Source organism: Actinomyces wuliandei (assembly GCF_004010955.1).
Lineage (GTDB): Bacteria > Actinomycetota > Actinomycetes > Actinomycetales > Actinomycetaceae > Actinomyces > Actinomyces wuliandei.
Genome location: NZ_CP025227.1, coordinates 1,008,461 through 1,020,886, shown reverse-complemented (window position 1 = coordinate 1,020,886; position 12,426 = coordinate 1,008,461). Strand labels below are relative to the sequence as shown.

Here is a 12,426-nt window from a genome sequence, read left to right as displayed (position 1 = left end):
CGCTCAGGGCGTCACCGGAATCACTGGCGTCATCGGCACTGCTGAGATCGCGCGCCACGTAGGCCGCTCCCAGCCGAGGTCCCCCGCCTCACCCGTTTTCACGGACCTACCCCCTGGTCAGGGGCTGAGGAGCCCCTGACCCACCTTGAGCCCGCCCTGCCCTTGGTCTCAGCGGGACCTGTCGGACACGCTGGTCCTCAAGGCCCTGGCGCTCCGGCTGAGGGCCGCAGCAGGACCGCCGGGCCACGACCGGCGACCACCGACGTCGCCCTCGAGCGCCCCCTGCGCTGCACCACGTGCGGCACTCAGTGCCTCCCTGGCGGAAGACGAGCCGCTGCCCCGTCCAGCCATGAGCATCGAGACCAGAGGAACGCGCCGCGTCGTGGTGGTGGACTCCACACCGATCGGCGCCAACGTGCGCGTGCTGCTGGGGGTGCTGGACAGGCTCATCAAGCAGGGGGCGAGCGTCGTTGTCATTGAGCACGACCTGGACATGGTCGCCAACGTCGACTGGGTCATCGACATGGGGCCGGGAGGCGGTCACGACGGTGGCCGCGTGGTCGCCACGGGTACCTCCGCCCAGGTCGCCGACGACCCGGCTGCGGTGACAGGTCGCTACCTGGGCAGGCACCTGGGGAGACGGGGCACGTAGCCCGCAGGTGTGCCCAGCCGCCCGGGCACGCCGCCACCACGGCGGTGCAGAATATAACCAACACGTCACCACCGACCCTGCCCACCACGAGGAGGACACGTGCACGCACTGATGCTGGACAGGTACGGCGCCCCGCTGAGGCCCGCCACCATCCCCACCCCCTCCCCCGCACCGCACGAGGTCCTCGTGCGTATGGTGGCCAGCGGCGTCAACCACGTTGACGAGCGCACCCGGGCAGGGGAGTTCAAGAACATCTTCCGTCTCAGCCTGCCCAAGGTCGTGGGAAGCGAGCTGGCCGGGGAGGTCGTGGAGGTCGGCTCCGCCGTCACCGACTTCGCGACAGGCGACCGCGTCTACGGCTACACCGGGATGACCGCCATGGGCTCCTTCGCGGAGACCGTGGCCATCGACTCCGCCGCGCTCGCCCCGGCACCGTCCTCGGTCTCCCTGGTCGAGGCGGCCTCCCTGCCCCTGTCCTGCCTGACTGTCTGGCGAGCCTTCACCGACCTGTGGCACCTGGGTCCCGGCCAGGTGGTCCTCATCCACGGCGGTACTGGCAGCGTCGGAGTGGTCGCTATCCAGCTGGCCAAGTACCTGGGGGCCACCGTGGTCACGACCACCTCAGCCGCCAACGCCGACTACGCCCGAGCGCTGGGAGCCGACCTTGTCATCGACTACCGCAACGAGGACTTCGTCGCACGGCTGTCGGACGCACCGGTTGACCTGGTCCTGGACACCCAGGGCGGGGACGTCATCTACCGGTCCCTGGACGTCGTGCGCCCCGACGGGATGGTCATCGGTCTCGCCAGCGTCCCCGACCCTGCCGTCGCTGACCAGATCGGTGCCGGTCCGGTGCTCAGGCTCGCCGTGACCGTGCTCAGCCACCGGCTGCGTCGGCGCGCCCGGTCGCGAGGAGTCACCTACCGCTTCCTCTTCTTCCACCCCGACGGGGCGGTGCTGCGTACCGTCGCCGAGATCGTCGACAGGGGCTCCCTGCGCCCCCAGGTCGCCCGGGTGCTGCCCTTTGAGAGGACCCGCGAGGCCCTCGCCCGGCTCCAGGCGGGCGGTACCCGGGGCAAGGTCGTCGTCACCACGCAGCCGGAGGAGGTCACCGAGGACGGCACTGCGCAGGGATAGGATGCCACAGGCCGCGCGGTAGGCGGCAGTGAGCAGCGGCCCAGCCGTGCAGGACAGCAGCACTGCCCCGCCGCCAGGCACGCGGCACACGCAGAGGGTCCTGCGGAGGAGCACGACGCAGGCCCCACAGCCCCGAGAGAGGAACCACTATGGAAGCCATCTACACCGCTGAGGCCCTGAGCACCGGCGCCGCCCGCGACGGCCACGTCCGCACCGCCGACGGCCTGGTGGACCTGGACCTGGCCATCCCTGTGGAAATGGGAGGCAAGGGCGGGGCACCCAATCCCGAGCTGCTCTTTGCCTCCGGGTACGCGGCCTGCTTCCACTCCGCCCTGCAGGCCGTGGCCCGCACCGCCGGCAAGCAGCTGGGGGACAGCTCTGTAGGTGCCCGCGTGTCCGTGGTCAAGGAGGGGCAGGGCTTCAGCCTGGCCGTCGAGCTCGAGGTCGTCGTCCCTGACCTCCCTCATGACGAGGCCCAGGCGCTGGCCGACCAGGCCCACCAGGTCTGCCCCTACTCCAACGCAACCCGGGGCAACATTGAGGTCACCGTCACCGTCAGTGACGACTGACTGTCTGGACGTGGTGACGACTGACCGTCTGGCCGACTGACGCGACGGGTACCGTTGGTCGGCCAGACGGCGCCACGGTGCCGCTGCCGGGTACCAGGATCCTGCGGGCGGCACCCCGCGTCAGATCACCTGCACCCGCCCGGTGAGGACAGCAGGTCCCGTGAGCAGGATGCTTGCGTCCTCAGCCAGCGGGTCAGCCTCCACGTGGACCCCGAGCTGTCCGCCACGGGTCCGGATCTGGTAGTCGCGAGCGGCTGCCTCACCCGCCCACTGGTGCAGTGCGACAGCTGCGGCGCAGCAGCCTGTGCCGCTGGAGAGGACCTCTCCCACCCCCCGTCCCAGCACACGTACCTGTGCGCAGCTCACCACCTGGCCTGTAGCGGGGTCAGTCTCCTCACCCAGGGGGACGACAAGCTCCAGGCTCGCGTCCGGGACAGGCTCAGGCTCGTAGCGGACCGGCGCCGCCGAGCCTCTCAGGTCCAGCTCTGCAGCCTCCAGCTCAGACTCCTCCCCCAGGGCGACCACGATGTGGGGGGGGCTCGACACGGTCACGCTCAGGCCCGCACGTGCGCCCTCAAGCCCCGGGACAACCACTGCCGTGTCCCAGCCCTCGGCCTGGGCCTCCTGGGCACGGGCGAGCCCGGTCGGCCCCATGTCCACAGTCCACAGGTCTCCCAGGCGAGTGACCGTACGTGCTCCCGCCCTGGTACCGACTGTCACCGAGTCCCCGTCCTCCAGCTGCTCCAGTCCCTCCGCCTCCAGGACACGGGCGAACAGGCGCGCGGCGTTACCACACGCACCGACCACCGAGCCGTCGGCACCGTAGCAGTCCATGAACCAGCGCGCCTCGGGCGCGGCCGAGGCCAGCCGCTGCGCACCGGGCAGGGCCGAGGTCCGCACCACCCGGATGAACCCGTCCGCACCAATGCCGCCACGGCGGTCGCACACCGCCACGACGTCCGTCACGCTCAGCCCAACCTCGCAGTCCGGGTCGATGAGGATGAGGAAGTCGTTGAGGGTCGCGTGCCCCTTGACCAGCTCGCGTCCCGTCAGACCCGCTGCGCCTGCCGTGGTGCCCGCCAAGCTGCCTGTCGAGGTTCCTGTCATACCTCCAAGCCTAGGCGACACCAGAGCCGCAGCCATGACGGGCGCCTGCTTCTCAGCGCCCCTGTCGGCTCCCCTGTCAGCACCACTGTCAGCACAGCTGTGGTAGCGCAGCCGCCAAGACACGCTCCCCCCGAATCCCGGCTGGCTCCCGGCTACTGCTCGGGCGGCAGCCGGGAGTCAGCCTCCTGGACGAGCTCCAACGCACGGTCCACGACCCGCTGCCACTGGGCCTGGACAGGCTCGCCATCGGGGGTCAGCTTCACGTCGAGCCAGTGCACGCGCGGGTCACGACGGAACCACTTGAGCTGACGGGAGGCTAGCTGACGAGTGGCCTGGGCCGTGTCAGCCACAGCCTCCTCCACGCTGCACCGCCCGTCCAGCACGGACAGTGCCTGGACATAGCCGATGGCGCGTGAGGCTGTCGGCCCCTCACGCAGCCCCTGACGTACCAACGTCTGAGTCTCCTCCACCAGTCCGGAGGCGAACATCGCCTCAGCCCGGGCCGTGATACACGTACTAAGGGCCTCCCGCTGGGGTCTCAGCGCCAGGTGCACAGTGGGAGTGACGTCCTCATAGCGGGGCAGGGAGGCGGAGAAGGGCCTGCCAGTGACCTCCAGGACCTCCAGCGCCCTCACGATCCGGCGGCTGTCGCCAGGGCTGACACGCGCAGCCGCCTGTGGGTCACGCTCCTCCAGCTCGGCGTGCAGGCGCGCTGTCCCCTCCTCCTGGACACGCTCCTCCAGCCGGGCACGTACCAGCGGGTCAGTCCCGGGAAAGTCGAGAGTGTCGGTGAGAGCGCGCAGGTAAAGCCCGGAGCCACCCACCACCAGCGGCCTGCTGCCGCGCGACTCGATGGCCTCCATGTCGCCACGGGCGTGACGCTGGTAGGCGGCGACACTGGCCTCCTGGGTCACGTGGAGCACGTCGATCTGGTGGTGGGGGTAGCCACGGCGCTGGTCAGCAGGGAGCTTCGCGGTACCGATGTCCATCCCCCGGTAGAGCTGGGAGGCGTCGGCACTGACCACCTCCACCTGGCCAGGACCGACAGCGTCGCAGGTACGGCCAGGCGTGCCGGACCCGCCAGGACCACAGCGGCCACCGACAGGCCCGTCCCAGGGCCTGACTCTGCCTGGGAGCCCTCCCCGGGTCAGGCGGTCAGCCAGGTCCAGGGCGAGGACGGACTTTCCTGAGGCGGTAGGACCCGCTACGACGACGCGTACTCCACGAGGACCCATCGTGTCCTTCACAGCTCAGGAAGGAGCGGCCCCACCTGGGTCAGCGCCTGCGTGCAGGCCGACAGCGCGGTACCAAGGTGGATACGCAGCTGGTTGTCACTCACCCCGGATCCCAGGTCCATCAGGTAGGTGGCGCGCACCAGCGGACCGGTGGGACTGTCAACCACACCGACGGTGGGGAAGAACTTGTCACGGTTCCAGTCGTTGACGGAGGCGGCGATCTCGTCCCGCTGAGAGAGGGGACCTGCCTCCTCCCAGTCTCCCGACACCAGCAGCCAGCCGTCGTGCCCCTCCGGGATCTCGATGACAAAGGGGAAGGAGTCCCACACCCCCAGCAGGTGGGGCTGGCTGCGGTCGCTGCGGTCCTGGACACGGTACCCCATGGGGCCGGTAAGCATGTTCCTGACCCGGCTCAGGGTGATCTCCTGGACCGTGTCCTCAGAGGGACGCGGCTCCCAGACCCCCGTGGACCACGTCAGCGGGCCCATGATGTCGTCACCGGTGCTGGTAGCCGCACCGGTAGCGGGTGCGTGCCCGGCCTGAGACGCGGGCCTGTCGGCGCGCTTCCGGCCCTGCGGGACCTGTCTGGCGGCAGTTCCCTCCCCGTCGTCCCACTGGCCCGCACGGCCGGGACTCTGCGCGTCCTGGCCAGAGCCGACTGCGGCGGTCGCAGGGTCGTGGCCAGTCCCGGGGGCCGCCCGACGGCCCTGGGGGTCATCCTGCTGCACGCTGCTGCCGGGGCGAGCCACAGCGCCCTGCGTCCTGGCAGCCTGGCCCCAGGGCGCAGGATCAGACACGTCCCGGGCGCGCAGGTCCCACTCCTTGCCCAGCAGCCGGGCCACGAAACCACTGACCAGACCACCCAGGCGGTGCTTGCGCCGTACCATCAAGGCTCCAGCCTACCCCGCAGGGGGTCAGGAAACAGGTTCTCCGCCTCCCGCATAAGAGTCACGATCAGCCGACAGCCGTTGAAGACGAAGTCGGAGAGCTGCCGGTCAGTCATCTTGGCCTTGAGCGGGTAGGTCACCTCCCCGTGGAGACGTACCACGCCGCCGTCGGCAACAGTCACGTAGGCCTTGGGGCCGATACGGGTGACGTTCCACTCCTCCACCAGCGCCCGCATCTGCTCCAGGTGCTCGGTGTCCGCGATACGGTGCCAGACTCCCCGGAGCTGGACGGCACGGGTGTCCTGGAAGATGACGTGGACCGTCACGTAGCGCCAGGGGATACCGACATCGCCCTCGTCATCGACGAAGTAGCGCAGACCCAGGGCCTGGACACACGCCCGCACTCGCTCGGCGTCCACCGGCGTGGGCGTGGTCGAGGATGGCATGGCACAACCCTAGTAGGACGCCTGCGCTCAGCCCACGGCCGCAGCCGGGACTCCACCGTCAGCGCAACCGTCCCGGCTGGCTCAGGAGGCCTGTGCGGCAGCCTGGCGAGCCTGCTCGGCGATCGCGTCCACAGCCTTGTTGAAGGCCTCCGAGGTCTTGGAGGCGCCCGCCAGCGCGTGGACGTGGGCGTCCTCGACACTGCGCCCCACGACGGCCTCGTCAATGGCCTCCGAGAAGCTGTCCACGTGCTCCTGGGAGGTTGACGTCATGACGTTCCCAACGACCTCTACCTGAGTGACAAGACCGTCGGACATGGTGAGCGTGACGTCGATGGAGTCCTCCTCCACCAGGTCGTCCACAGCGCCATAGGCCTGGCTGACACTGTAGGAGCCGTCCGCGTAAGGGCCAGCCGTCGGTGAGGCGGCGGGCGCGGCAGGGTCCCCGGAGACCTCCGTGCTCGGGGCTCCCGTCCCGGGCACGGACGCGGTACCGCCGTCCTGGGGCCGTCCGGCATACTCGTCCTGGGAGGGCGCAGCCTCCTGGCCGCACCCCGCCAGGCCCGCAGCAGCCAGGAGCGCCGTGCCCAGCGCGACCGCCGTGCGGGCACCACGGTAGGCAGGCGGGCGGCAGGCACTCGGCTCACGGGAGGGAGCACACGGAGTACAGGAGGTGCCCTGCAGGTCCTGGACGTCGTGGCACGGGCTGGTCATGTCTCCTCCTGGCTGGCAGTGCTGCTCGCGCAGAGACCCAGCATATCCGCCTCCTCCCGCCCGACCGCGCCACCGGGGCCGGTCCCCTGCTTCTCCCCCACCAGCCTGCCATGGTCCAGGAGGATCTGCCGCTGGGCGCAGGAGGCCACGAAGGCGTCGTGAGTCACCACGATGAGAGTCCTCCCCTGCTCGTGGAGCCGACGGAAGATGTCCAGCACCAGCCGCCCGTTGGCCTCGTCAAGGTTGCCGGTGGGCTCGTCGGCCAGGACCAGCTCGGGGTGGTTGATCAGTGCACGGGCGAGGCACACACGCTGCTGCTCGCCGCCGGAGAGCTGGGAGGGCAGATGGTGGGCACGGTCGGCCAGGCCCACGTCCTCCAGCGCCGTCATCGCCTCGTCCCGGTCGGTCATCGAGTGGTAGTACTGGGCCACCATGACGTTCTCCACGGCAGTCAGGTGCCTGATGAGGTGGAACTGCTGAAAGACCAGACCGATGACGTTCTTGCGAATCTCGGTCAGCTGGGCGGCACTGAGGGCACCCAGCTCACGGCCCTCCAGCCGGACTGAGCCCGTCGTCGGGGTGTCCATGCAGCCGATAATATTCATTAGCGTGGTCTTACCACTCCCGGAGGAACCCACCACCGAGAGCCACTGCCCCCTGGGTACCTGGAGGCTGAGGTCGTCCACGGCGTGCAGGTCGCCGTAGGTCTTGGAGACGTGGGACAGCTCGAGCAGCATGTCATTCCTCCCTGAGGACAAGCGCGGGATCAATGCGTGAGGCACGGCGTACCGGAGAGCAGGAGGCAACCACAGCCACCAGGGCGGACAGGAGCACACAGGCCAGCGCCAGCGGCCAGCTAAAGGCGATGGCAGTGTCGAACACGGCCAGGCACACGGCTACCGCCAGGGCGTAGCCCAGTCCCGCGCCTACCACGCCCCCCAGCGCCCCCAGCAGGGCGACCTCGGAGTAGAACTCCGCAGCGATGGACCTCCCAGAGGCCCCCAGGGCCTTGCGCAGGCCGATCTCCTTGCGCCGCTGTGAGACCACCATGGTCATGGTGGTCGACACCCCCACCAGCGTCAGCCCGAGCACCACCACGGACACCACCCAGAACAAGGTGTTGAGCATGGTGACGATACGTGTGTCTCCCGAGGTGATCTTAGAGACCGGCTCACCACGGACGCCCTGGCTGACACCGTCGACGGCCTCCACAACAGCGTCCATGGAGGTCGAGGAGACGTCTACGGAGACCTCGATGATGTCGTAGCCAACGTCCCTGGTGCCGGTGAGCCCCTCCACCTGGGCAGTCGGGGCGTAGACGATGTCGTCCTCCTCGCCGCCGGTGTCCACGACTCCCGAGACCCGCCACGAGGCTTGGCCTGCAGCCGCCTCATCCGCCTTGGTGACCTCGGAGCCAGCGCCGTCCCCAGAGTGACCGGAGTGGCCTGAGTGGTCGGAGCCCTCGTCCTGTGAACCGCTGGCACTGGAAGTGGCGACAGCACCTGTCGGAGCCTGGTCACCGGGCTGCTGGCCGGAGCCGTGACTGTGCCCGTCGTGCTCAGACTGCGCGGCAAGGTCTGTAGCGGGGTCCGTCGCCTCCTGGGTGTGCTGGTGGGATCCGTCACGCTCGAGGTTGTCGCTGGAGAGGTACTCCAGGGTCACCGTGGAGCCGATACCCAGGTCTACCGCCTCGGCCACGTCCTTGCCCACAAGGACCTCCCCCTCACCGGGCCAGGCCCCCTCCAGGGACCAGTGCCCGTTGAGACCGCGCACCGCCTCCACGTCAACGCCCGCCAGCAGGTAGGGGGAACGGTTGATGCGCACGGTCTCGTAGCGGTAGGCGGCCAGCGGCAGCTCCTCCGCCTGCCGCCCCGTGGCAGCCGCGACCGTCTGGGCCACCTCCTGCTTGTCGGCGAGGGTGATACGGGAGGACTCAGCGCCGACGGACAGGGGCACCACGATAAAGTTCGCGCCGAACTGCCGCATCTGGGCGCTCATCTGCGCAGGCACGGCCAGGCACACCGCAGCCAGGCTGAACAGTGTCACCGCGCCTACGGCCGAGGAGAGCAGCGCACTCAGGACCCGGGAACGGCGCCGGAAGACGGCCCCGGCAAGCATGGTGACGAACATACGTCGGTTGGTCATCGTGCGTGAGCGGCCCTGGGGCCGCGGCACCGTGCTACTCACCGCCAGTCATATCCTTTCCCGTCCGTCCTTCCCGTCCGTGCGCCTGCGGACGCAACTGCCTGGCGCGCGCTGGCCCTAAGGCACCAGCGGACCCGACCTCACCGTCCGTGCAGCGCCGTCGCAGGCTGGATACGCAGGATCGAGCGCATTGAGGAGGCTGTCGCCGCCAGGAGCACCAGGGCCATCAGGGCAGTCACGACGACGTACACCATAGGCCGCATCGTGATGGTGGACTCGAAGACCGCTGCACCGATCACCTGGGCCAGGCCCGATCCGACCACAGCCCCGACTACCAGACCCACCGCTCCGAGAACTGCGGTCTCAGCCAGGATGAGCCGGCTGATGGAGGCGGAGGAGGCCCCCACCGCCTTGAGCAGGGCGAACTCGCTGGTGCGCTCCACCAGGGAGGCGCTGGTCAGCGAGGCGACCGCCAGCGCAGCCGCCACCAGGCTCAAGGCCGTCATGAGAACCATGAGCGCCTGGGTTCTTGACAGCACGTTGCCCTCCACGGCCGCCACCTGACGGACCTGCTTGGCCACCGCGCCGTCCATGACCTCCTCGATCTGGTAGGAGATAGAGGAGGCGTAGGCGGTGCAGTACCAGGTCTCCCACTCCGAGCTGGACAGCACGGCAGGGTTGGTGGCCGCCTTGCGTGACAGATCGTTCTCCGGGGTCGTCAGTGCCTTGACCTCGACCTCCTCGACCTGGCCCGCGTGGTCGGCCAGGTCCTGGATAACCGCCAGGGGAGCGTAGAGAGTCTCGTCGTCGTCGTCGCCGGCGGTGTAGACGCCCACCACGAGCAGCTCGCGCTGCCCCTGCAAGCCGGTCAGGGTGACGGTGTCACCGGTACCTACCCCCAGGTCCTCGGCCAAAGTCGTGCCTACGACAGCCTCCTCAGCATCGTCGCTGGGCCAGGTGCCCTCCATCTCCCACCACGAGCGCAGGGTCGTCACCCCCAAGGTGGTGGTCTCCCCGGTTGACAGGCTCAGCTCCTTGTCGAACCAGGTCCCAGTGGCCAGCACCGTGCGTCCGGGGCCCTCCTGGTCGGCACTGTCAGCGGGACCGGCGCTAACCCGGACCTCTCCGGCGAGGGTCGGAGCCAGGTCGACGATGTTGTAGGCCCAGAAGATCGTCTTGATCCCGGCGACCTCGTCCTCCCTCAGGAAGGAAGTGGCCTCGGAGTCCTGGCTGGTCTCGTAAAGGTTGTCCACGACCGCCTCGGAGCGGGGCTGGACCACGATGTTGGACCCGTAGGTGGTCAGCTCCGCGTTGATCTTGTCGCCCACGTCCAGGACGACCCCGAGCATGGCCACCGACACCGCCGCGCTGAGACCCACGGTGACCGCGACCAGCGAGCGGCGTCCAGGCTGGCGGGTGAAGGAGCGGTGGAGCAGACGTAGAAGAAACATCTCAGGCAAAGACCTCCGCGTTGTCCTCCAGCACGGAGGTGGCGATTGTCAGGTCCCCGCCGTCCACGGCGAAGTCGAGGGGGATCGGGTTGCACCCTCCCTGGAACCCGATGGTGGCGGGGTTGATGGCGACGTCGCAGCGCAGGCATATGACCTTGCCGTCAGCCTCGTAGTACCCGGAGGGGCCGCAGTTCTCGCAGGCGTCCAGGCCGACTCCGTAGGCCCCGCCGTTCTTGAGGATGGCGATGAAGCGCACCTCGGTGGTGCCGGTGGTGTAGGCGTAGCGGTGCAGGTGCCCGTCAGCCAGGGCGGAGGTCGGCAGGCGCACCAGGCCTGCGGCCTCGTCCAGGGTGTACTGCTCGGGCTCGGAGAGGGTGGGGACCTCGTTGACCCTGGCCACCGCCACGGTGCGCGTCAGCGCCAGGGCGGAGAACCCCAGGGCGGAGGCCATGACCCAGCGCCGCGAGCGCCGCCGTCCCGAGCGCTCCGCGCGCACCCGTGCCGGGTTGGGCAGCTCGGGCAGGGAGCGCAGGGTGGAGGCGAACAGGGCCACCATGGGGACCAGGAGCAGGGCAGCCGCGACTATGAGGACTGCTCCCTGCGCGTTGTTGGTGGCCCATGTCAGCGCCCGGAAGCCGGACCCGTGCAGCACGATGCGGTGGGTGGCGTGCAGGAGGCGGAGAAGGTCCACGGTGCTGACGAGCGCCACCGCCGCCCCGAAGGCCAGGACGGTGAGGTGGGCGGCCCGCCTGGGGACACGTCGCAGTGCCCGGGCGTTGACAAAGGCGAGCAGCGCCACCGCCACCCAGCCTCCCAGGAAGCCCAGGACGCGTAGCAGCGTCTCCGTTGACAGGACTGCCTCCCCCGGCTCAATAAACGCTGTCAGCCGGAGGATGACCTCCTGGGCGGCACGGAAGAAGGACAGCGCCAGGGCTGCGCAGGCCACCGTGCTGGCAGCCACGGAGAACCTCCCCTCGTAGCCCCAGGTGGTCCGTGCCGTCAGCACCACCAGGACGACCAGAAGAGCCAGGTCTGCTACCACCAGCAGGGAGGCGGTCGGCAGGTTGACGGCGGTGCGCGACTGCAGGACGGCCGCAGCCCGCAGGAGGGCGAAGACGGTGGCAGCAGCCAGGCCCGCCCCGGCAGCAGCCATCCTGGCCCGGCTGGCCCGGGGCCAGCCGCTGACGACCGGCGGCGTCAGCACCACGGTGACAGCCGCCAGCAGCAGGAACGGGAGAGTCATCCCGCCCACGACGGAGACAAAGTGCTCCAGCATGCCGCTCAGGGTCCCTTCTCTCGCGCAGTCCACCAGCCTGCCGGGCCAGTGGGGTGACGTCACGTCAGCATCGTGTCTGGGCGGGCCGCCCGAGGCCGCTCAGAGCGTACCTGTGAGGACGTCCTGAGCGGCCTCGCCCCGGCCCTGCCCGGAGGAGGTCACCACTCCTGAGGCGTGTAGTCCCAGTCCCAGGTGAGCTCGATGGGCTCGGTCCAGAAGCGGCCCTCCACGCCCGTCTCGTCGTCAACGTGCAGGACCCATCCCTGACCCTCGGGGCTGTCGATAGTAAGCGTCAGCTCATACTCCCCGGCATCAGGAAGAGCGATGTTGCCTCCGTAGTGAGGGCCGTCCGAGGCGTTCATCGCCATGAAGGTCCCGCTGGTGGCCTCCTCGCCGCTGGCCTTGTCCGTGATGGCGTACTCGACGGTGAGGCCGGGGATGAAGTCGCCGGCACCGTAGCCCAAGGTGTTGCCGTCCAGGGCGGAGATATCGGCCTCCAGGTGGAGGTCGGCGTCGCTGGCGGCCAGGCCGGAGTCAGCCGGCTCCATGTCGATGGGCTGGAAGTAGACGACCGCCACGTTGATCTGGTCCTCAGCCTCCTGGTCCTCCCCGACCGGGAACTCCTCGAAGCCGGCACCCGAGTCGCCGCCGGAGTCAGCTGCGGAGTCGGAGGCGGCGGTCCCGGAGGAGGCGTCGTCTGAGCCGCCGGAGGAGCAGGCGGCCAGGCCGAGAGCACCGGCGAGGACGAGGGCGCTGACGGCGGAGGTGATCGTGAGTGAGCGCATGTGGGCTCCTTTGCTCGGTTGTGGG

At 69.4% G+C, this 12,426-nt stretch carries 13 protein-coding genes; 3 read left to right on the top strand and 10 right to left on the bottom strand.

Annotated elements, in window-relative coordinates:
* The first annotated feature begins 349 nt into the window (after positions 1-349).
* From CWS50_RS04205 to CWS50_RS04195, 3 genes are all read left to right on the top strand, one after another.
* A complete protein-coding gene (locus CWS50_RS04205; protein ID WP_206610467.1) occupies positions 350-652 on the top strand; it encodes a hypothetical protein in 303 nt (100 codons plus the stop codon).
* A gap of 99 nt (positions 653-751) precedes the next feature.
* Positions 752-1,789, top strand: coding sequence for an NADP-dependent oxidoreductase (locus CWS50_RS04200; RefSeq protein WP_127841781.1), 1,038 nt, complete (start codon positions 752-754; stop codon positions 1,787-1,789).
* A gap of 149 nt (positions 1,790-1,938) precedes the next feature.
* Positions 1,939-2,358: an organic hydroperoxide resistance protein gene (locus tag CWS50_RS04195; protein ID WP_127841780.1), complete on the top strand. Its 420-nt coding sequence runs from the start codon at positions 1,939-1,941 to the stop codon at positions 2,356-2,358.
* 120 nt (positions 2,359-2,478) lie between these two features.
* On the opposite strand, the gene CWS50_RS04190 is transcribed toward CWS50_RS04195, so the two are convergent.
* The 10 genes from CWS50_RS04190 to CWS50_RS04145 all read right to left on the bottom strand — a co-directional run bounded on the left by CWS50_RS04190 (position 2,479) and on the right by CWS50_RS04145 (position 12,401).
* Positions 2,479-3,465: a diaminopimelate epimerase gene (locus CWS50_RS04190; RefSeq protein WP_243118456.1), complete on the bottom strand. Its 987-nt coding sequence runs from the start codon at positions 3,463-3,465 to the stop codon at positions 2,479-2,481.
* Positions 3,466-3,617: 152 nt separating this feature from the next.
* Positions 3,618-4,700 (bottom strand): tRNA (adenosine(37)-N6)-dimethylallyltransferase MiaA, encoded by a 1,083-nt coding sequence (miaA, locus tag CWS50_RS04185; protein ID WP_127841778.1) that lies wholly within the window; start codon positions 4,698-4,700, stop codon positions 3,618-3,620.
* 8 nt (positions 4,701-4,708) lie between these two features.
* The gene (locus CWS50_RS04180) at positions 4,709-5,587 is read right to left on the bottom strand and encodes a type III secretion system chaperone family protein (protein ID WP_127843232.1); all 879 of its coding nucleotides are present in this window, start codon (positions 5,585-5,587) and stop codon (positions 4,709-4,711) included.
* Positions 5,587-6,033 (bottom strand): YbjN domain-containing protein, encoded by a 447-nt coding sequence (locus CWS50_RS04175; RefSeq protein WP_127841777.1) that lies wholly within the window; start codon positions 6,031-6,033, stop codon positions 5,587-5,589. The genes CWS50_RS04180 and CWS50_RS04175 overlap by 1 nt, the downstream gene beginning before the upstream one ends.
* 81 nt (positions 6,034-6,114) lie before the next feature.
* Entirely contained in the window at positions 6,115-6,744 is a 630-nt protein-coding gene (locus tag CWS50_RS04170) for an FMN-binding protein (RefSeq protein ID WP_243118455.1), read from the bottom strand.
* Positions 6,741-7,481: an ABC transporter ATP-binding protein gene (locus CWS50_RS04165; protein WP_127841776.1), complete on the bottom strand. Its 741-nt coding sequence runs from the start codon at positions 7,479-7,481 to the stop codon at positions 6,741-6,743. Before CWS50_RS04165 ends, CWS50_RS04170 begins: the two co-directional genes overlap by 4 nt.
* Position 7,482: 1 nt before the next feature.
* On the bottom strand, positions 7,483-8,931 hold the full coding sequence (locus CWS50_RS04160; protein WP_243118454.1) for an ABC transporter permease: 1,449 nt from the start codon (positions 8,929-8,931) through the stop codon (positions 7,483-7,485).
* Positions 8,932-9,029: 98 nt separating this feature from the next.
* Complete coding sequence (locus CWS50_RS04155) at positions 9,030-10,340, bottom strand: ABC transporter permease (RefSeq protein ID WP_127841775.1); 1,311 nt, start codon at positions 10,338-10,340, stop codon at positions 9,030-9,032.
* A 1-nt stretch (position 10,341) separates the two neighbouring features.
* Entirely contained in the window at positions 10,342-11,679 is a 1,338-nt protein-coding gene (locus CWS50_RS04150; RefSeq protein ID WP_243118453.1) for a DUF2318 domain-containing protein, read from the bottom strand.
* Between the two features lie 95 nt (positions 11,680-11,774).
* A complete protein-coding gene (locus CWS50_RS04145; RefSeq protein WP_127841774.1) occupies positions 11,775-12,401 on the bottom strand; it encodes an iron transporter in 627 nt (208 codons plus the stop codon).
* Positions 12,402-12,426 lie beyond the last annotated feature (25 nt).

What these genes read in the sequence shown, in the direction of transcription:
- CWS50_RS04205 (WP_206610467.1), top strand. Translation starts at nt 350, where the DNA reads ATGAGCATCGAGACCAGAGGAACGCGCCGCGTCGTGGTGGTGGACTCC.
- CWS50_RS04195 (WP_127841780.1), top strand. Translation starts at nt 1,939, where the DNA reads ATGGAAGCCATCTACACCGCTGAGGCCCTGAGCACCGGCGCCGCCCGC.
- CWS50_RS04190 (WP_243118456.1), bottom strand. Translation starts at nt 3,465, where the DNA reads ATGACAGGAACCTCGACAGGCAGCTTGGCGGGCACCACGGCAGGCGCA.
- miaA (WP_127841778.1), bottom strand. Translation starts at nt 4,700, where the DNA reads ATGGGTCCTCGTGGAGTACGCGTCGTCGTAGCGGGTCCTACCGCCTCA.
- CWS50_RS04180 (WP_127843232.1), bottom strand. Translation starts at nt 5,587, where the DNA reads ATGGTACGGCGCAAGCACCGCCTGGGTGGTCTGGTCAGTGGTTTCGTG.
- CWS50_RS04175 (WP_127841777.1), bottom strand. Translation starts at nt 6,033, where the DNA reads ATGCCATCCTCGACCACGCCCACGCCGGTGGACGCCGAGCGAGTGCGG.
- CWS50_RS04170 (WP_243118455.1), bottom strand. Translation starts at nt 6,744, where the DNA reads ATGACCAGCCCGTGCCACGACGTCCAGGACCTGCAGGGCACCTCCTGT.
- CWS50_RS04165 (WP_127841776.1), bottom strand. Translation starts at nt 7,481, where the DNA reads ATGCTGCTCGAGCTGTCCCACGTCTCCAAGACCTACGGCGACCTGCAC.
- CWS50_RS04155 (WP_127841775.1), bottom strand. Translation starts at nt 10,340, where the DNA reads ATGTTTCTTCTACGTCTGCTCCACCGCTCCTTCACCCGCCAGCCTGGA.
- CWS50_RS04145 (WP_127841774.1), bottom strand. Translation starts at nt 12,401, where the DNA reads ATGCGCTCACTCACGATCACCTCCGCCGTCAGCGCCCTCGTCCTCGCC.